This is a genomic window from uncultured Desulfovibrio sp., from assembly GCF_944324525.1.
Lineage (GTDB): Bacteria > Desulfobacterota > Desulfovibrionia > Desulfovibrionales > Desulfovibrionaceae > Desulfovibrio.
On the sequence record NZ_CALUWS010000006.1, the window covers coordinates 67,645 to 86,150 of the forward strand.

Consider the following 18,506-nt stretch of genomic DNA (forward strand, 5'->3'; position numbering starts at 1 on the left):
TCATGGACAAGCGTCTCCTCAGCCATCTCAACTGGAGCCTGCTGGCCTGTACGGTGCTGCTGTTCTTTCTGGGCGTGGGCAATCTCTTTTCCGCCAGCGCCATCCGCGTGGAGGACGGACTGACCTTTTCGAGCTTCTACCAGAAACAGCTGATCTGGGGCCTGTGCGGTCTGGGCTGCATGATCGTGGCCATGTGCTTCGACTACCGGCAGATCCGCAACCTCGCCTGGCCCTTCTGGCTGGTCTGCGTGGGGCTCCTGCTGCTCGTGCCGGTCATCGGGGTGACGACCATGGGGGCCAACCGCTGGATCTCCCTGGGCTTCATGAACCTGCAGCCGTCCGAGCCCACCAAGCTGGCGGTCCTCGTGCTGACGGCGCGCATCCTGGCCCAGCATAACCGTTCCCTGGGCTGGAAAGACTTTTTCAAGGTGCTGCTCGTGGGGCTCATCCCCTGCGCGCTCATCCTGGAACAGCCCGACCTTGGGACGGGCACGCTGGTGCTGCTCATCATGGGCGGCATGATCCTCTTCCACGGCTTGCGCAGCTATGTGCTCAAGACCTGTCTGCTGGCGGTCCCCTGCGTAGCGGCGCTCATGTGGTTCGTGGTCATGCACGATTATCAGCGTCAGCGCATCCTGACGTTTCTGGATCCCGGTTCCGACCCGCGCGGCGCGGGCTACCATATCCTGCAGTCGCTCATCGCCATCGGCTCGGGGCAGATGTGGGGCAAGGGCTTCACCGAAGGCACGGCAGGGAAATTGCGTTTTTTGCCGGAGCGGCATTCGGACTTTGCCGTGGCCGTTTTTGGCGAGGAATGGGGCTTTGTGGGCTGCGTTGCGCTGGTGACGCTGTTCTCCCTCTTCCTGCTGTCCATTTTTTCCACGGCCATGCAGGCCAAGGACCGCTTCGGCAGCTTGCTTGTGGTGGGGGTTTTCTTTTACTTCTTTTCACAGATCGTCATCAACATGGGCATGGTCATCGGGCTCATGCCCGTGGTGGGCATACCGCTGCCTTTCATCAGCTACGGGGGCAGCGCCACTGTGGTCAACTTTACGCTGCTGGGCATCGTGCTGAACGTGTCCATGCGGCGGTTCATGTTCAAGGGATAAAACATCTATGGCAAAATGGGGGTTGAGCGTGGGCAAGGATGAAATCAACGCTTTTCTTGGGGCGGGGACCGTTTACGAAGGTAAGCTGGCCTTTCAGGGCTCCGTGCGCATCGACGGGGTCTTTTCCGGCGAGATCACCAGTGACGGTACGCTCATCGTCGGCAAGGACGCGCAGATCTCCGGCACGTTCCACGTAGGGGAGCTCATGCTTTCCGGCAATATGCGCGGCGACGTGGTGGCCAAGCGGCGAGTGGTGGTGCACAGTACGGGCGTGCTGGACGGCACGCTGCACACCCCCTGTCTGCTGACGGAAGAGGGCGGCATCATCGACGGACAGATCTTCATGAAGAAGGGCGGTGCGGAAAAGCCCAAGGGCTAGACCGTCCTTTTCTTCCCCCTGTCCGGTACGACCGGGCCATGGCGGCCATGCGGCGGGCAGGGCCCGTCGCCGCGTGCGCCGCTTACCCTCTGACGGGGAGGCGGAGACGGCAAGGTGGGCAGCGGCACGACCAGCGGATGGACCGCCGCTGTGCCATGTGTGGCCGCATTAGAGCGCCTTGTCTTTGAAAAAGATAAGACGCGAGGCGGCGACACAGCGCCGTCCGTTCAAAGTGAGCGGGAAAAACGCATTTTTTTCGCAAAACGCCAGGCCGTATGGTTTGCAACGCGGAGCGTTGCAAACTGAAAATGCTCCAGGGCCTGTTGATATGAATTTTATAAACAATTCCAATAGATAAGCTAAGAAAGTCGTTCACGCGCCAGTTGTCATTGGGGCGGGGGGCTTCGCGTTCCTGACTCTACTCCCGGTAAAAGTGAGCTGGGGAGGGGGGAAGGATGACGAGAATGCTTTTTTCGCTTTGCTGCAAAAAGGTTGGGCCCTCCCGCGCCGGCGGCGACCAAAGGCGGCCCCGAAGGGCCGTGCCCGTTAGGCCGCAAGGCCTTACGGGCATCGACAGCAGAGCGCGACCGAAAGGCGGCCCCGAAGGGCCGTGCCCGTTAGGCCGCAAGGCCTTACGGGCATCGACAGCAGAGCGAGGGCTTCCCTTCTCCCCAACAAACGCAAATAGCGCCACCAGGCTCTAGTCGTCGAGCACGCGCAGGGGCAGTCCCGGGGCTAGTCGCACGATGCCTTCCACCACCACGCGGTCGCCTTCCTTGAGCTCGCCCTCCACGACGCTGTTCCCCTCATGCTCGAAAAGGACGCGCACCTTGCGCAGCACGGCGGTGTCGTCAGGCCCGGCAAGATAGAGATAGGCGCCGTCCCGACCGGACTGGACGGCGGTGCTGGGCACGGTGAGCGCGTTCTCCGCCCGGCCCAGCGGCAGATCGACGGTGACGAACTGCCCCGGCCACAGGCTGTGGTCCTCGTTGGCAAAGGTGCCGCGCAGGCGGATGGTGCCGGTGCGGGTGTCCACTTCGTTGTCCACGAGCGTCAGCAGGCCGCGTTCGGGCTTGCCGCCCGTAGGTGTGGCGGTAAAGTGGACGGGCCCCTGCCGCATGCGGTCGAGGATGACGGAAAGGTGCACTTCCGGGACGGAAAAGGTCACGTAAATGGGCGAGAGCGTGGCGATGGTGACCACAGGAGTGGAGGCATTGCCCTGCACCATGTTGCCCTTGTCCACGGCAAGCGCGCCCACACGTCCGCTGATGGGGGCGGTAACCCGGCAGTAGGAGAGATCGAGCTCCGCGCTTTCCACGGCGGCCTTGTCCGACTGTACGGTGGCCTTGAGCGCGGCGGCCTCGGTGGCCGTCTGCTCATAGGATTCGCGGCTCACATAGCCGCCGCCCACCAGTTTGCCGTAACGGCCTCGGTCGTCGAGGGCCTTGTTGAGCTGCGCCTGCGACTTGGCCAGCAGGCCGCGCTTTTCGCGCAGCACCGCTTCAAAGGGGCGGGTGTCGATGGTGATGAGCGGATCGCCGGCCTTGACGTTCTGGCCCTCGGTAAAATGGACTTCACGGATCTCTCCGGTGACGCGCGGCGTGACGGCCACCGTGGCCGAGGCCTTGACGTTGCCCACCACATGCAGGAGGCGGGGCAGGCTCTGACGCGCCACAGGGCGCACATGTACAGGGGCCGCCAGGGCCGCCTTGTCCGTATTCTTGTCGCCGGAGCAGGCAGGCAGGAGCAGCAGACCGGCGGCGAGGAGGGGGAGACAGAGTTTTCGCATGGCATTCCTCGAATGCCGTCAGCCTGCCTTATGCGCCTGCCGACGTCAAGGGCGGGCGTCGGCCGTCCGGCGTCGGCCCGGCGGCGCGAAGACAGGCGAAAAAAAAGCCCCGCCGAAGCGGGGCCGCGTAAGCGTGGGGACTGCCGTTATTCAGCAGCCTTGTCCTTCTTGCCGTCCTTCTTGTCCGCCGCGGCGTCCTTGGCGGCTTCCTTCTTGTCGCCGGCCGGTTCGTCCGCCTTGGGGCCTTCATCGGCAGGGGCATCCAGAGGAGCGAAGTTGACCTTCTGCTTGTTCATTTCCACCAGCAGGTCGTTGGTCACGTCCAGCTTTTCATCATAGGAGGACAGGGTCTCCGCGCTGAGCAGGACATCATAGCCCTTGGCCTTGCGGAATTCATCCATGACGCGCTTGGTGACGTTCTGCAGCTGGAAGAGCACGTTCTGCTGCTCTTCGCCCATCTGCTGCTCGGCACTCATGTACACGGTCTGGAGCTGCCGCTGGAGCTGCTCGTTTTCCGGGTCCTTTTCCAGTTTGGCCTGGATGTCGTCAAGCTGTTTCTGGATGCCCGCCCGCATGTCTTCAAGATATTTGATGCCCGCCTTGCCGGCTTCGCTGTCACGCATGACGCGCACGAGATCCACGACGGCGATGCTGGGGCCGGAGGCCTTTTCCTCTCCCTGCTGGCAGGCGGCGCACAGCAGGCTCAGCAGCAGGAGCGGAACCGCCATAAAACGAATACGCATGTAGATTCTCCTCTCGCAACGGATGGCCGTTGACGAAATAATTTTTGTAGAGCGGTATGCTACGTTTTTTCGGCAGCCGGCACAAGCTCTTTTTCCCACGCGCGGGGAGATAGTCCGTGATTGCGAGTCAGGGCGCAGCCGTGTACACTGCCCGAAAAAAAGGACAGCCCATGCACCAACCTTCCACGCTTCAGACTCCGGCCATGCAGCGCCTCGACAGCGTTGCGGAGCGTCTTTGCCACGAGGATTCCCTTTCCCGCGTCTGGCATTGTCCGGCCAAGGGCGCGCCCATGCCGTCCCTGACGATGCTCAGGGAGATCATGGATCGCCTGAGCGCCGCGCTTTTTCCCGGCTATTTCGGGGTGGAGCCTCTGCGCGAAAGCCTGCGCTACCACCTTTCGGCCAATCTGGACAGCATCTACCGCCTGCTGGGCGGGCAGATCCTTTGCGGCAAGTGCTTTTCCTGCGACGGCACGCAGGGCACCTGCGAGCAGTGCCGCGAGGACAGCCGCGAGCTGGCGCTTTCCTTCATGGACAGGCTGCCCCACATCCGTTCCCTGCTGGCGGGCGACGCCCAGGCCGCCTATGAAGGCGACCCCGCGGCCACCAGTCCCGGCGAAGCCATCTTTTGCTATCCTTCCATGCACACCATGCTCCATCACCGCATAGCCCACGAGCTCTATGCGCTGCGGGTGCCGCTGGTGCCGCGCATCATTTCCGAGATGGCGCATTCGCAGACGGGCATCGACATCCATCCCGGCGCGACCATCGGCGAGGATTTCTTCATCGACCACGGCACCGGCGTGGTCATCGGGGAGACCTGCATCATCGGCCGCAGCTGCCGTCTCTACCAGGGGGTGACGCTGGGGGCGCTCTCCTTCCCCAAGAATGAGGACGGCACCCTGACCAAGGGCATCGCCCGCCATCCCATCCTGGAAGACAACGTGACCGTCTATGCGGGAGCCACCATCCTGGGCCGCGTGACCGTGGGCCGGGGCGCTGTCATCGGCGGCAACGTCTGGATCACCGGCGACGTGCCCGCCGGCGCCAAGGTGGCGCAGGAGCGGCCACGATAGGGCGGGCCCATGCCGTCCGGCAGGGGGCGTCCACAGAGCGCGGGATGACGGAGGAAGGGATGCGTTACGCCATGATCCTGATCTGCTGCCTGCTCATGCTGGCGGGCGGCTGCGGCGTCAAGGTGACGGCCAGAGGGCAGATGGAGGGCGGCGTCGGCGTGGGACAGGGGCTGCGATAGAGCAATTCCACATTGAAAATGGGGATTGCTCTGGTAGTCGCGAGAGCGACTACCCGCAAGCGAACACACGGAAAAACCCCGCTTTTTCCGTCGTGTGAGGGCAGCGTCAGCATTGAAATGGGACACGATTTCCATGCGAATCCGCTCTAGGGCGGGCCGCCGCCGTCGCTCCCGCTGCCGCGTCTTGCGGTCCGCAACAGAAAACTGGGCATCGACGCGCCGGTCCGCCTTCAGGCGAAGAGGGCCGGCCGGTGCCGCAAGCATGCTCCATACGGGGAGGCAAGCGTGAGAACCGTGCTTCAGGGCGGCGCCGTGGTGCGCCCGGACGGCGTCTTTGCCGCGGATATTTCCTTTGAGAACGGCCGGATCCTGGAAATAGGGGAGCGTCTGCCCGCTGACGGGGCCGACGTGGTGGACGCCTCGGGCTGCTATGTGCTGCCCGGCGCGGTGGATGTGCTGGTGCACTGCCTGCCTGAGCATCTGGAAGCCACCGGGTACGCGGCCGCGCAGGGCGGGACGACCTGTCATGGCTGGGCCGCGCCCGCAGGCTGCGCAGGGCGGGACGTGCCCGCGCAACTGCCGGTGGATATGGTGCGTCTTGCGCCTCTGGAGGAAGAGGGGAGCACGGCTTTCCCCCTGCGGCTGCTGGATGCCCTGCGTCTGGAGACGTCCGGCACTGCCGCCGCGCTGCGCGAGGCGGCCCGATCCGGCGCAAGCGTGCTGCTGCGTCCCGAGCTGCCCGGCCTGTCTCGTTTTCTGGAAGAAGAGCTGCGGGCGGCGGGCCGCACGGCGGTCAGCAACTGGGCGGCCGCCGCGCCGGAATATGTGGAGGAGGAGGCCGCGCGCCTGGCCCTTTCGCTGGCGCGGGCGGCAGATTGCCGCCTGGCCCTGCTGCCGCTGTCCTCCGGCGGTTCGCTGGAGGCGGTGCGTCTTGCCCGGCAGCGCCGGCAGCCCGTATGGGCGGCCACCAGTCCGCAATATCTCCTGCTGGACGAGACCGCCTATGAGGAAGGCGCGGCGGAAGGCCTGAAGTACGCCATGCGCCCGCCGCTGCGTGCGGCGGAACAGGCTGCCCGCCTGTGGGACGCTCTGGCCGCGGGCCTGCTGGATGCCGTGACGTCCGACCATCACGATGCGACCTTTGCCGCCAAGTGGGAGGCCGGCGCCGCCGATGCCTTTGCCTGCCCGGCGGGCATCCCGGGGGTGGAAACGCGTCTGCCGCTGCTGTTCTCGGAAGGGGTGCTCAAAGGGCGTCTGACCCTGCCCCGCTTCGTGCAGTGCCTGTGCGGCAATCCCGCGCAGCTCTTGGGGCTCGGGCAGCGCAAGGGGGATCTGCGTCCCGGCTTCGACGCGGACATCTGCCTGCTGGACCCCTCGGAGGAGCGGCTGCTCACGGCGCGGCGGCTGCATCAGGGCGACTACACGCCTTTCGAGGGGTTGAGCGTGCGCGGCTGGCCGCGGACGGTCTGGCTGCGCGGGAACCGCCTGTCCGTGGACGGCCGCGAAGCGAACCCGGCCCGCACCCGGCACGGGATGTGGCTTTCCGGCGGCGCGGACTGACCATATTTGACTTGGCAGACGGGGCGAGGACGCGTATAACGCGCCTCACCGGAGGCAATTGTGCGAAATGGCGGCGCTGCGCACGCCGTACAAGCCCCGCGCATCGCTTCCGGTGACGGCTGGGGCTGCGCTGCGGTCCCGCACTGCCGGTCAGCAGGAACAGTCTTTTTTGCGCACAGGGGTTTCAGGTTCATGGATCAGAACATCATCAGCGAGGTGGTCAGCACCACCATCAAGATCTACGCCATGATGACGCCGCCTGCCGTGCTCAGCGCCTTCATCAGCGGCACCAAGGATTACGACAAACGCCGCAAGACGGCCACGGCCATCAAGACCTCAGCGGCGGCCTTCATCATCGGGCTGGTCCTCTATCTTTTCGGAGCGCATATCTTTGCGCTCTTTGGTTTTACGCTGGATGCCTTCCGCATCGGATCGGGCGTGCTGCTCTTCCTGACGGCCGTTTCCCTCATGGGCGAGGAGAAGGACAAGGACCACACCCAGAAGGAAGGGGACATAAGCGTGGTGCCGCTGGCCATCCCCCTCTGCATGGGGCCTGCCTCCATCGGCGCCATCATGGTCATCGGCGCATCGGCCAGCACGCTGCGTGAGATCCTGGTGGGCGTGATCTCCCTCCTTTTCGCCGCGCTGGGGATCTTTCTCATGCTGCTCATGTCCCACAGCGTGGAGCGCGTGCTGCACAAGACCGGCATCGCCGTGCTGGCCAAGCTGACGGGCCTGCTGCTGGCGGCCATCGCCGCACAGGTGATCTTTACGGGGATGAAGGCCTTTTTGAATTAGGGCCTGTCCACACTATTCGTTGCCTGTTTGGGGGAAGGGTCCTTCCCTCAGGATACGCCACGCCGAGTGGCGGCAGGTTCCCCCCGCCTGCCGTACCGGGCTCCCCGGACAGGATGTCCAGACACGATCGACCTGCCGCCGGCGTGCAGCGCGGCAACGGGCGAACTCCCTAAAAATGCGGATGGCTTGGCGTGCACGGCAAGAGCACATCCGGCAAGGAGAGCATACGGCCCATGATGGAGCGTCTCTTTCGTCTTTCTGCCCACGGCACCAGCGTTCGTCAGGAATGTCTGGCCGGCCTGACCAGCTTCATGGCCATGTGCTACCTGATCTTTGTCGTGCCCGGCATGCTGGCGGATGCGGGCATGCCGCGGGAGTCGGTCGTGGCTTCCACCATCTGGGTGACCATCATCGTCACCCTCATCATGGGCTTTTGGGCGCGCTTTCCCGTAGGGGTCGCGCCGGGGCTCGGCATCACGGCCTTTTTTGCCTACTATGTCTGCGGGCCCGCCGGTTATACCTGGCAGACCGGACTTGGCGCGGTCTTCATCTCCGGCATCGTCTTCCTGCTGCTGACCGTGACCCGGGTCCGGCAGATGATCATCGACGCCGTGCCTATGGACCTCAAGTACGCCATCGTGGTGGGGGTCGGCGCGTTCATCGCCTTTATCGGCATGAAGAATTGCGGGCTGGTGGTGGCGGATGCCTCCACCTTCGTGGCGCTGGGGCATCTGAACGAGGCGTCCACCCTGCTGGCCGTGGCGGGGCTCTTCCTCATCGGGGCGCTCATGGGGCGCAACGTGCCGGGCGCCATGATCATCGGCATCGTGGCCGTGACGCTGACCGGGCTGGCGCTCGGCGTGAGCCGGCTGCCGGAGGGCGAGCTGATCTCCTTCAGCGTGCCGCTGCCCACGGAGACGTTCGGGCAGATGGATCTTGCGGGCGCGCTGCATCACGGGCTCTTCTCCATCATCTTCACCCTGACCATGGTGGATCTGTTCGACAATATGGGCGTGCTCATCGGGCTGGCGCGCAAGGCGGGCTTCATGCGCGAGGACGGCCATATCGACAATCTGGACCGGGCGCTCATCACGGACTCCATCGGCACCATGGCCAGCGCCGTGCTGGGCGCCACCACGGCCACCAGTTATCTGGAATGCGCCGCGGGCGTGGCCCAGGGCGGGCGCACGGGGCTGACGGCCGTGGTCATCGTGGCCCTGTTCGGGCTGACGCTTTTCTTTGCGCCGCTGGTGGCCGCCGTGCCGGCTTACGCCACGGCGCCGGTGCTCATCATCGTGGGGGCCCTCATGATGCAGGATGTGGTGCACATACGCTTCCGGGATTTTACGGTGGCCCTGCCCGCCTTCCTGACCATCATCACCATGCCGCTGACCTTCAACATCGCCACGGGCTTCGGCTTCGGCTTCATCAGCTTTGTGGCCCTGCGCCTCTTGTGCGGCCGGGGACGCGAGGTCAGTCCCATCATGTACATCGTGGCCGCCTGTTTTGCCGCCAACTTCATCTTGCGGAGCCTGTGACATGGAAGCCGATCTCATCCTGAAAGGGGGAACGCTCATCTGCATGGATCCCCAGCGTTCCGTGCGCCAGGCCGATCTGATCATCAGCGGCGGCCGCATCGCCGCCATCGAGAGCGCGACGCGGCAGAAGGCCCGGCGCGTCCTGGACGTTCGGGGGGCGGTGGTCCTGCCCGGTTTCGTCCAGTGCCGGACACGGCTGGGCATGAGCTTTTTCCGCTATCCCGAAGAACCGGCCTCCCGGGACCGGCAGCGGCGGCTGGCCGCGCTGGAGGCGGGGCATGACCGGGCGTCGGCCTTTTCTTCCGCGGCGCTGGGGGTGGCCGAACTGCTGCGCAGCGGCACCACCGCCGTTCTGGACATGGGGGACGCCACGCAGGCGGAGATGCTTTTTCAGGCCGCCGACGCCATGGGCCTGCGCGGCGCTTTCGGCAGGACGCTGGCCGACAAGGGCGAAGGCCTGCCCAAGGCCCTGTGCGCGTCTGTGGAAACGTCCCTCAAGGAGGGGGAAGTCCTTTGCCGTCGCTGGCACAATGCCGACGGCGGGCGCTTGCGCTATGCGGTGAGCCTGCGGGGCCTCATGTGGAGCAGCAAGGTCCTGCTCGCCAAGGCGGCCCAGACGGCCCGCGGACAGGGCCTGCTGCTGACCGCCGCCGTCGCTCAGGACAGGGAGGCCCTGCGCGAACTGTCCGAACGCTACGGCGTCGATCCTCTGCGCTATCTGCTGGACAGCGGCTTTGTGGGGCCGGATACGGTGCTGGCCCAGTGCGACGTCTGCCGCGTCGAAGATTTGCCCCTGCTGGTCCGCAGCGGCGGCAGCATCTGCCATTGCCCGGGCAATCCCGTCGTGTGCGGCGAAGGGCGCGTGTCCCTGCCGGAGATGCTCTCGGCCGGCGTCAATGTGGCCCTGGGCTGCAGCGATCCCCTGTGGAACCCCGCTCTGGACATGTTCACGCTCATGCGGCGGGCCATAGAGCTCCAGGAAACGCGGGAGGGCGGCCCGGCGACCCTCTCTCCCCGCGCCGTGCTGGAGATGGCCACGCTGGGCGGGGCTCGGGCGCTGGGCATGGCCAGCGAGATCGGTTCGCTCATGCCCGGCCGCAAGGCGGACATCACCGTCCTGCGCCTAGATGCGCCGGATGCGGACGCCCGCGAGGATCTGGTCGCGCATGTGGTGCGTACGGCCACGGCGGCGCAGGTGAGCCATACCCTTGTGGGCGGACGGGTGCTGCTGGATGAAGGACGTCTGGCCGATGTGGACTGGGAAGGTCTGCTGGTGGAAGCCGCTCGTGAGGCCGCGGCCCTGCGGCGGCGCGCGGGCGACGGGGAGGCCGGCGCATGAGCGCGCCCCGCGAGATGCTGGGCAGCCGTCTGGGCTTCCTGCTGCTGTCGGCGGGCTGCGCCATCGGTCTGGGCAATGTCTGGCGTTTTCCCTATATCGCCGGGGCGTACGGCGGCGCGGCGCTGGTGGGCATCTATCTGCTCTGCCTGCTGGCGGTGGCGCCCATCCTGGTCATGGAACTGGCCGTGGGCCGAGCGGCGCGCTGCAACATGGGGCGCGCCCTGCGGGTGCTGGAGCCGGAGGGCACGCACTGGCACCGCTGCGGCTGGTTCGCGCTGGTGGGCAGCTATCTGCTCATGATGTTCTATACCACCGTCACGGGCTGGCTGCTGGCCTACTGCTGGTACATGGCCTCCGGGGCGCTGGCGGGGCGCGACCCCGCGGGCGTGGGGGCCTTTTTCGGGCAGATGCTGGCCACGCCCTCGGTACATGTGCTGTCCATGAGCGTGGTGGTCGGGCTGGGCTGCCTGATCTGCGCGCTGGGCGTGCGCCGGGGCGTGGAGCGGGTGGTCAAGCTCATGATGCTGGGCCTGCTGCTCATCCTCGTGCTGCTGGTGCTGCGGGCCGTGACCCTGCCGGGAGCGGGGGAGGGCATCGCCTTCTATCTGGCCCCCGATGTGGCGCGCCTGCGGGAGGCCGGGCTGTTCACCGCCATCAATGAAGCCATCAAGCAGGCCTTTTTCACCATCTCCGTGGGCATCGGCTCCATGACCATCTTCGGCAGTTATCAGCCGAAGGAACGTTCGCTCACCGGCGAGGCGGCCCTCATCGTGGGGCTGGACACCTTTGTGGCGCTCATGGCCGGGCTGATCATCTTTCCGGCCTGCTTTGCCTTTGGCGTCAATCCCGATGCCGGGCCGGGCCTCGTGTTCGTGACTCTGCCCAATATCTTCAACAGCATGCAGGGCGGGCAGATCTGGGGGACGCTCTTCTTCATCTTCATGGGCTTTGCGGCCCTGTCCACGGTCATCGCCGTGTTCGAGAACATCATCTCCTACAGCGTGGACGTCTGGGGCATGTCCCGCCGGCGGGCCACCCTGCTGCACTTCGTCGGTCTCTGGATCTGTTCTTTGCCCTGCGGTCTGGGTTTCAACGTGCTGGCCGGTTTCCAGCCGCTGGGGCCGGGCACCAACGTGCTGGATCTGGAGGATTTCCTCATCAGCAACAACCTGCTGTTCGCCGGGACGCTGCTCTTTCTCTTCTTCTGCACCAGCCGGCGCGGCTGGGGCTGGGAGAACTTCCTTGCCGAGACCAACGCCGGGAAGGGGCTGCGCTTCCCGTCCTGGCTGCGGGTCTATCTGCGCTGGGTGCTGCCCTGCCTGATCCTGCTCATCTTCATTATGGGCTATGTGGAGCGTCTGGAAAAGCTGCTGCGGTGAGCGCGGCGGGCTGCTGCTCCGCGAGCGGCGGACAGGGCGGCATTGCGTCATGGGCCGGACTGGGCTATGGTAGGCGGCTGCGCGCGGGCCCGCCGCCTTGCGCGCGGGACTTCATCCGCAAGAGGATCAGCTCATGTCTGAACATGCGCAACGTGAAATGTTGGGCAGCCGCCTCGGCTTTCTGCTGCTGTCGGCAGGCTGCGCCATCGGCCTCGGCAACGTCTGGCGTTTCCCCTACATCACAGGGGCGTATGGCGGGGCCATCTTTGTGGGGATCTACCTCCTTTGTCTGGTGGCGGTGGTGCCGACCATGATCATGGAGTTCGCCGTGGGCCGCGCCGCCCGCCGCAACATGGGCCTGGCCTTCCGCCTGCTGGAGCCCAGGGGCAGCCAGTGGCATCACTGCGGCTGGTTCGCGCTGGTGGGCAGCTATCTGCTCATGATGTTCTACACCACCGTGACGGGCTGGATGCTGGCGTACTGCTGGTACATGGCTTCCGGCGAGCTGAGCGGCCTTGCCCCCGAGGCGGTGGGCGCCTTTTTCGGCGCGACCCTCGGCAAGCCCGACGTGCAGGTCATCGGCATGACGCTGGTGGTGCTCATCGGCTGCGGCGTCTGCGCGCTGGGCGTGCAGAAGGGCGTGGAGCGGGTGGTCAAGCTCATGATGCTGGGCCTGCTGCTCATCCTCGTGGCGCTGGTGCTGCGTTCCGTCACTCTGCCGGGCGCCGGGGCGGGCATCGCCTTCTATCTGGCGCCGGATGCCGCCAAGATCGAACAGACCGGTCTGTTTGCCGTCATCAATGCGGCCATGAACCAGGCTTTCTTCACCCTGTCGGTGGGCATCGGGGCCATGTGCATCTTCGGCAGCTATCAGCCGAAGGATCGCGCCCTCACCGGCGAGGCCGTGTGGATCGTGGGACTGGACACCTTCGTGGCCATCATGGCCGGACTGATCATCTTTCCGGCCTGCTTCGCCTTCGGCGTCAAGCCCGACGCCGGGCCGGGCCTCGTGTTCGTGACGCTGCCCAACATCTTCAACAGCATGGAGGGCGGCCGCATCTGGGGGGCGCTCTTCTTCGTCTTCATGAGTTTTGCGGCCCTGTCCACGGTCATCGCCGTGTTCGAGAACATCATCTCCTATACGGCGGACGTCTGGGGCATCCCGCGGCGGCGCGGCACGGTGCTGCACATGATCGGCCTCTGGGTGCTTTCCCTGCCCTGTGCGCTGGGCTTCAACCTGCTGGCGGACTTCCAGCCGCTGGGGGCGGGTTCTTCCGTGCTCGATCTGGAGGACTTCCTCATCAGCAACAACATCCTTCCGCTGGGCGGGCTGATCTTCCTGCTGTTCTGCACCATGCGCCGCGCCTGGGGCTGGGACAACTTCATCACCGAGGTGGACATGGGCGAAGGCCTCAAGTTCCCGCGCTGGCTGCGCGGCTATCTGACCTATGTGCTGCCCTGTCTCATCGTCTTCGTACTGGCAATGGGCTATGTGGACAAGTTCTGGAAGTAGGAGCCGGAGCCTGTCCTTTCCCGTGAACCCGTGAGCATTCCCGCCTGCGGCAGGGCGGAAAGGTGTGTTATGAGCGAGATTCTGGGCGGCGGCCGCCGCCGCAAAAAATCCCTGGTGCGCGAATATGCCGAGGCGCTGGTGCTGGCGCTGCTGCTGGCGCTGGTCATCCGTACCTTTATCGTGCAGTCCTTCAAGATCCCTTCGGAATCCATGATGAATACCCTGCTCGTGGGGGATTATCTGCTGGGGGACAAGTTTACCTTCGGCCTCAAGATCCCTTTTACGGACATCTCCATTTATGACGGGCGCGACCCGCGGCTGGGGGATATCGTCATTTTCGCCTATCCCAAGGATCCTTCCGTCGATTTCATCAAGCGCATCGTGGGCGTCCCCGGGGACGTCATCGAAGTGCGCAACAAGCAGCTTTACCGCAACAACGAGCCGGTGAGGGAAGGTTTCATCCGCTTCACCGACCCGGACAACATCCTGGGCGTGCGGGACAATTACGGCCCCGTGACCGTGCCCGAAGGGCATTATTTCATGATGGGCGACAACCGTGACAATTCCCAGGATTCGCGCTTCTGGGGCTTTGTCTCGCGGGACGCCATCCGCGCGCGGGCCTGGCGCATCTACTGGTCCTGGGATTCCGAGGCGGCCAGCCTCATGCAGTCCCTCCGCTTCGACCGGCTGGGCAAGGCCATCGAATAGAGCGCTTGACACGCGAGGCGGCCGTACGGCGTTTTCCGGGGCCAAAGTGAGCGGAAAGCCGCGTTTTTCCGCGAAACGCCAGGCCGCATGTGTGAAAAGCGAAGCGTTTCAAACGGAAAACGCGCTAAAAAGGACGGACGAAAAAGGGCATGGCGCGGGTCGTGCCCTTTTTTGCGCAACAAGAGCGTTTCACCTTGGAAAAAGGTGAAACGCGAGGCGGCGGCACAGCGCCGCCCGGCCCAAGGTGAGCGGAAAAACCGCGTTTTTTCCGCGAAACGACAAGCCGTATGGCTTGAAACGCAAGGCGTTACAAACGGAAAATGCTCAAGGACGGCACGCTATGGTCATTCGCCTGAACAGCGCCGGATGGGAAGGAGTGGACGCTTACCGTGTGGACGTGGAAGTGGAGCTGGTCCGGCAGGGCCTGCCCGCCTTTTCCATGGTCGGCCTTGCCGAGGCGGCGGTGCGCGAGGCCCGGGACAGGGTCTTTGCCGCGCTGCGGGCCGGGCAGTTCCGCCTGCCCCCGGCGCGCATCACCGTCAATCTGGCCCCGGCCGGACGGCGCAAGAGCGGCACGGCCTATGATCTGCCGCTGGCGCTGGGCCTGCTCATGGCCTCCGGTCAGCTGCCGCCGGACTGTCTGGCGAATGCCTACATCGCCGGGGAGCTTTCCCTTTCCGGCGAGGTGCGGCCGGTATCCGGCGTGCTGCCGCTGGCCATCCTGGCCCGCCGTACGGGCGCGCGCCGCTGCATCGTGCCTCCGGCCAACGGGCAGGAGGCGGCCGTGGTGCAGGGGATGAGCGTGTACGCCCCGCGGACGCTGACCGAATGCGTGGCCTTCCTGCAGGGGGAGACGCGGTTGGAGCCGCTGACGCCGGATGCGGACGCGCCACTGGCGGGCGGCTGTCCCGGGGGAGGGGATTACGCCGAGGTCAAGGGGCAGCTGGCGGCCAAGCGGGCGCTGGAGGTGGCTGCCGCCGGCGGGCACAACCTGCTCATGATCGGCCCGCCCGGCAGCGGCAAGACCATGCTGGCCCAGCGGCTGCCCACCATCCTGCCGCCCCTGTCCTTTGAAGAGGCGCTGGAAGTGACCACCATCCACAGCGTGGCCGGACGCCTGCGGGATGGCGGCGGACTGGTGCGCTCCCGCCCGTTCCGCTCGCCGCATCATACGATCTCGGAAGTGGCGCTGGTGGGGGGCGGAGCGCATCCCCGGCCGGGAGAAGTCTCGCTGGCCCATCGGGGCGTGCTCTTTCTGGACGAGCTGCCGGAATACGCCAAAACGGCGCTCGAGGCTCTGCGCCAGCCGCTGGAGGACGGCGTGGTCAGCATCGCCCGGGCCAGCCAGAGCGTGACCTTCCCCGCCGACTGCATGCTGGTGGCGGCCATGAATCCCTGTCCCTGCGGCTATCACGGCGACCCGCAACACGCCTGCACCTGCCGTCCCGAGCAGCGGGCGCGCTACCGGGCCAGGCTGTCCGGGCCGCTGCTGGATCGCATCGACGTGCATGTGGAGGTTCCCGCCGTGCCGTACGAGGATCTGCGCGGCGGTCAGGCGGGCGAGAGTTCGGCCGATATGGCGCGGCGGGTGGCGGCGGCGCGGCAGCGTCAAGAGGCCCGCTTTGCCGGAACGCCCGTGCGCTGCAATGCCGGGCTTTCCGGCGCGTTGCTGGAGCGGCATTGCGCCCCCGATGCCGAAGGGGAGGCCCTGCTGCGGGCGGCCGTGCACAGCCTCGGCCTGTCGGCCCGTGCGTATACCCGTATCCTGCGGCTGGCCCGCACCATCGCCGATCTGGACGACAGCGACTCCCTGCGGGGGGAACATCTGGCGGAAGCCATTTCCCTGCGGGTGCTGGACCGCCCGGCGGACTGACCTCTCCGGGGCTCGCCGCGGCGACTGGGGAAGGTAAAGATTTTTTTGTTTGCTGTGATTTCACCCCTCGACCTGCGGACGCAAGTTTGGCATGCTTACGCCCGTCCTTCTTCTTGGCCTCGCTGCCGTGGGTGGCGCGGGCGAGGAGCGCACCTTTGCCGCGAGCGTATGTTTCCCTCCATGCACCAGCCGAGCCTTTCCGTATCCAGCCGAGTTCGTCTTGCCTTTGTCCGTCCTGAAGCCAGAGAGCTGTATGCCGGCGCGCTGCAGCCGGCTACCCGGTTGTCCGCCGGTCTTGATCTGCGCGCCTGTCTGGACGCGCCCGAGGTCCGCATAGCGCCCGGTGAGCGTATCTGCGTGCCCACGGGGATCAGCGTGCAGCCGGAATGCGCGGGGCTGGCTGGCTTTCTGTATTCCCGCAGCGGGCTTGGCGCGCGCGAGGGGCTGACGGTGGCCCAGGGGGTCGGCCTCATCGATCCGGACTACACGGGAGAGATCCTCGTCATGCTGCTCAATACCTCGGGTGAGGAGCGCGTGCTGCGGCACGGCGAGCGCATGGCCCAGCTCGTTTTCCAGCCCGTCGTCCGGCCCGACTGGGACGTGGTGGAGCGACTTGAAGATACCGAGCGCGGCAGCGGCGGCTTTGGACATACCGGACGATAGCGCATGTTTCGTTTGCAACGCTTCGCGTTACAAACCAGACGGCCAGTCGTTTCGTGGAAATATTTTTCAGTGGCGTTCCGTTACGTCGAGGGTCTGCCGCCCCGGACGGAGGCCCGGCCTCCCGGAATCGCCGGAACAGTTTAGCGCCGCCTTGCGGCCCCATGAGGAAAAGTGTCATGTCGGAAGCGTATGATGCCGTTGTTGCCCGTGAAGAAAACCTGCTTTGCCGTTCCTACAGCCGTTATCCGCTGGCCATCGTGCGCGGCAAAGGCTCGCGCCTGTGGGATGTGGACGGCAAGGAATATGTGGACCTGCTGGCCGGTATCGCCGTGGTGGGCCTGGGCCACTGCAACGGCGAGATTTGCGACGCTCTGGCGGCCCAGAGCCGCAAGCTCTGGCATGTGAGCAATCTTTTCTATCAGGAGGAGCAGCTCGATCTGGCGCAGAAGCTGCTTGCCACCACCCATCATGAAAAGGCCTTCTTCTGCAATTCCGGGGCCGAAGCCAACGAGGCGCTCATCAAGCTTGCCCGCCGCTACATGCGCAGCATCAAGCAGCGTGACGCCTATGAGATCATCACGCTCGGCAACTGCTTCCACGGGCGTACGCTCGGCGCGCTGGCGGCCACCGGCCGGGAAAGCCTGAGCGACGGCTTCACGCCGCTGCCGGAAGGCTTCCGCCAGGTGCCCGCCGGGGATCTGGCGGCGCTGGAGGCGGCCATCAGCGACAAGACCGCGGCCGTGCTGCTGGAGTGCGTGCAGGGCGAGGGCGGCGTGCTGCCGCTGCCCGCGGAGTATCTCAAGGGCGTGGAAGCCCTGTGCCGCAAGAAAGACATCCTGCTGCTCTGCGACGAGGTGCAGGCCGGTATGGGCCGTACCGGCAAGTTCTGGGCCTTCCAGAACTACGATATTCGCCCGGACGCCATCAGCGTGGCCAAGTCGCTGGCCAACGGTCTGCCCATGGGCGCCATGCTGGCCACCAGCGAAGCTGCCCGCGGCTTCGTGGCCGGGAGCCACGCCACGACTTTCGGCGGGGGCGCGCTGGTCTCCGCCGTGGCGGCCAAGACCATCGAGATCATGGAGCGTGACGGCCTTGTGGAACGGGCGGGACGCCTTGGCGCGGAAGTGCGGGCGGCGGCCACGGCCCTCATGCAGCGCGTGCCCGGCAAGATCCGGGAAGTGCGCGGACTGGGCCTCATGATCGGCATCGAGCTGTGCGCGGACGGTACCGACGTCTGGAAGGAACTCATCCGGCGCGGCTTCATCTGCAATCTGAGCCACGGCGTCACCCTGCGCCTGCTGCCGCCGCTCAACGTGGACAAGGCCGACCTCGACGCCTTCCTGGCCACGCTGGAAGATATTCTGCAGGGCCGCTAGGCCTTTTCGGTTTACAGCCGTCCGGCTGTGTGCTACACGACGGCATCACTCATACGGCAACCTTGCTGCGGCAAGGTTGCCGCTTCCTTTGCCAAGGAGAAAAGCATGGATGTTTTCGATCAGGCCACGGAACTGGAACGACTGGACAGGGAGTCCGCCCTGCTGCGCGCCCGCTCCCAGATGGACCGTGGCGGCCCGGAATGGATAGACGGTGTCCCCTGCTGCCGGGAATGCGGTGAACCCATCCCGGCCAAGCGCCTTGAGGCTCTGCCCGGTGTGGGGCTGTGCCTGAGCTGCCAGGAAGAGCGGGAATCCAGCCATTAGGGCCTGTCTCACAACGAATATGTCTATGGGGGAAGGGGTGTGCTCCTCTTCCCCCATTTCCCTTCTCCCCTCGGCGCGTTCGCTTAAGGTCAGGACTCATTATCAGGCAATATGTTCTGACTGAGATATTTTTATAACTTGTTGTAAAATAAATACTTAT

General features: G+C 65.4%; 16 protein-coding genes. 14 read left to right on the top strand and 2 right to left on the bottom strand.

Annotated features, from left to right (window positions below):
- Window positions 1–2 precede the first annotated feature (2 nt).
- Window positions 3–1,109: a rod shape-determining protein RodA gene (gene rodA / locus Q0K12_RS03040; RefSeq protein ID WP_297260273.1), complete on the top strand. Its 1,107-nt coding sequence runs from the start codon at window positions 3–5 to the stop codon at window positions 1,107–1,109.
- Between the two features lie 28 nt (window positions 1,110–1,137).
- Window positions 1,138–1,488 carry a polymer-forming cytoskeletal protein gene (locus tag Q0K12_RS03045; RefSeq protein WP_363315614.1) on the top strand — a complete coding sequence of 117 codons (351 nt, stop codon included), beginning with the start codon at window positions 1,138–1,140 and terminating at the stop codon, window positions 1,486–1,488.
- A 700-nt stretch (window positions 1,489–2,188) separates the two neighbouring features.
- Here the strand turns inward: Q0K12_RS03045 and Q0K12_RS03050 are convergent.
- Both Q0K12_RS03050 and Q0K12_RS03055 read right to left on the bottom strand, forming a co-directional pair.
- Window positions 2,189–3,277 carry an efflux RND transporter periplasmic adaptor subunit gene (locus Q0K12_RS03050; RefSeq protein ID WP_297260276.1) on the bottom strand — a complete coding sequence of 363 codons (1,089 nt, stop codon included), beginning with the start codon at window positions 3,275–3,277 and terminating at the stop codon, window positions 2,189–2,191.
- Between the two features lie 146 nt (window positions 3,278–3,423).
- Window positions 3,424–4,020, bottom strand: a complete 597-nt coding sequence (locus Q0K12_RS03055) for an OmpH family outer membrane protein (RefSeq protein WP_297260278.1) — start codon at window positions 4,018–4,020, stop codon at window positions 3,424–3,426.
- Between the two features lie 170 nt (window positions 4,021–4,190).
- Between Q0K12_RS03055 and epsC the strand changes: the two genes are divergently transcribed.
- The 12 genes from epsC (at window position 4,191) to Q0K12_RS03115 (ending at window position 18,346) form a co-directional block, all read left to right on the top strand.
- On the top strand, window positions 4,191–5,096 hold the full coding sequence (gene epsC, locus Q0K12_RS03060) for a serine O-acetyltransferase EpsC (RefSeq protein ID WP_297260280.1): 906 nt from the start codon (window positions 4,191–4,193) through the stop codon (window positions 5,094–5,096).
- Window positions 5,097–5,560: 464 nt separating this feature from the next.
- Window positions 5,561–6,835, top strand: coding sequence for an amidohydrolase family protein (locus tag Q0K12_RS03065; RefSeq protein ID WP_297260281.1), 1,275 nt, complete (start codon window positions 5,561–5,563; stop codon window positions 6,833–6,835).
- 192 nt (window positions 6,836–7,027) lie between these two features.
- Window positions 7,028–7,633 (top strand): MarC family protein, encoded by a 606-nt coding sequence (locus tag Q0K12_RS03070; RefSeq protein WP_297260283.1) that lies wholly within the window; start codon window positions 7,028–7,030, stop codon window positions 7,631–7,633.
- A gap of 233 nt (window positions 7,634–7,866) precedes the next feature.
- Window positions 7,867–9,171: an NCS2 family permease gene (locus Q0K12_RS03075; protein WP_297260299.1), complete on the top strand. Its 1,305-nt coding sequence runs from the start codon at window positions 7,867–7,869 to the stop codon at window positions 9,169–9,171.
- A gap of 1 nt (window position 9,172) precedes the next feature.
- Window positions 9,173–10,510: an amidohydrolase family protein gene (locus Q0K12_RS03080; protein WP_297260285.1), complete on the top strand. Its 1,338-nt coding sequence runs from the start codon at window positions 9,173–9,175 to the stop codon at window positions 10,508–10,510.
- On the top strand, window positions 10,507–11,889 hold the full coding sequence (locus tag Q0K12_RS03085) for a sodium-dependent transporter (protein WP_297260287.1): 1,383 nt from the start codon (window positions 10,507–10,509) through the stop codon (window positions 11,887–11,889). Before Q0K12_RS03080 ends, Q0K12_RS03085 begins: the two co-directional genes overlap by 4 nt.
- A 133-nt stretch (window positions 11,890–12,022) precedes the next feature.
- Window positions 12,023–13,402 carry a sodium-dependent transporter gene (locus Q0K12_RS03090; protein ID WP_297260289.1) on the top strand — a complete coding sequence of 460 codons (1,380 nt, stop codon included), beginning with the start codon at window positions 12,023–12,025 and terminating at the stop codon, window positions 13,400–13,402.
- 69 nt (window positions 13,403–13,471) lie between these two features.
- Window positions 13,472–14,110: a signal peptidase I gene (gene lepB / locus Q0K12_RS03095; protein ID WP_297260291.1), complete on the top strand. Its 639-nt coding sequence runs from the start codon at window positions 13,472–13,474 to the stop codon at window positions 14,108–14,110.
- Window positions 14,111–14,450: 340 nt separating this feature from the next.
- On the top strand, window positions 14,451–15,983 hold the full coding sequence (locus Q0K12_RS03100) for a YifB family Mg chelatase-like AAA ATPase (protein WP_297260293.1): 1,533 nt from the start codon (window positions 14,451–14,453) through the stop codon (window positions 15,981–15,983).
- A 180-nt stretch (window positions 15,984–16,163) separates the two neighbouring features.
- Window positions 16,164–16,646 (top strand): dUTP diphosphatase, encoded by a 483-nt coding sequence (gene dut / locus Q0K12_RS03105; RefSeq protein WP_297260294.1) that lies wholly within the window; start codon window positions 16,164–16,166, stop codon window positions 16,644–16,646.
- A gap of 176 nt (window positions 16,647–16,822) precedes the next feature.
- A complete protein-coding gene (locus Q0K12_RS03110) occupies window positions 16,823–18,022 on the top strand; it encodes an aspartate aminotransferase family protein (RefSeq protein WP_297260296.1) in 1,200 nt (399 codons plus the stop codon).
- A gap of 105 nt (window positions 18,023–18,127) precedes the next feature.
- Window positions 18,128–18,346 carry a TraR/DksA family transcriptional regulator gene (locus Q0K12_RS03115; RefSeq protein WP_296303953.1) on the top strand — a complete coding sequence of 73 codons (219 nt, stop codon included), beginning with the start codon at window positions 18,128–18,130 and terminating at the stop codon, window positions 18,344–18,346.
- Window positions 18,347–18,506 lie beyond the last annotated feature (160 nt).